Source organism: Streptomyces huiliensis (assembly GCF_020037025.1).
Taxonomy (GTDB): domain Bacteria; phylum Actinomycetota; class Actinomycetes; order Streptomycetales; family Streptomycetaceae; genus Streptomyces; species Streptomyces huiliensis.
In genome coordinates, this window is sequence record NZ_JAIQLH010000585.1 from 1 (window position 1) to 307 (window position 307).

1 protein-coding gene is annotated in these 307 nt (G+C 72.0%); it reads right to left on the bottom strand.

Annotated elements, in window-relative coordinates:
* A partial coding sequence (locus tag JNW98_RS35975) for a DEAD/DEAH box helicase (protein WP_223772434.1) occupies positions 1-307 on the bottom strand: 307 nt, incomplete at both ends.

Genomic DNA, 307 nt, shown 5'->3' on the forward strand with positions numbered 1-307 from the left:
CGAAGACGGTCATGGCCACCGTGCGCGGGATCGGCGTGGCCGTCATCACCAGCAGGTGCGGCGGCTGCTTTCCCTTCGAGCGCAGCGCGTCCCGCTGCTCGACGCCGAAGCGGTGCTGCTCGTCGACGACGACCAGGCCCAGGTCATGGAATTGCACCTTGTCCTCGATCAGGGCGTGGGTGCCGATCACGATCCCCGCCTCGCCGGTGGTCAGGTCCAGCAGGGCGCGGCGGCGCGCCGGGGCGCCCATGGAGCCGGTGAGGAGGACGACCTTGGTGCCCTGTTCCGCGCCGCCGAGCAGGCCGCC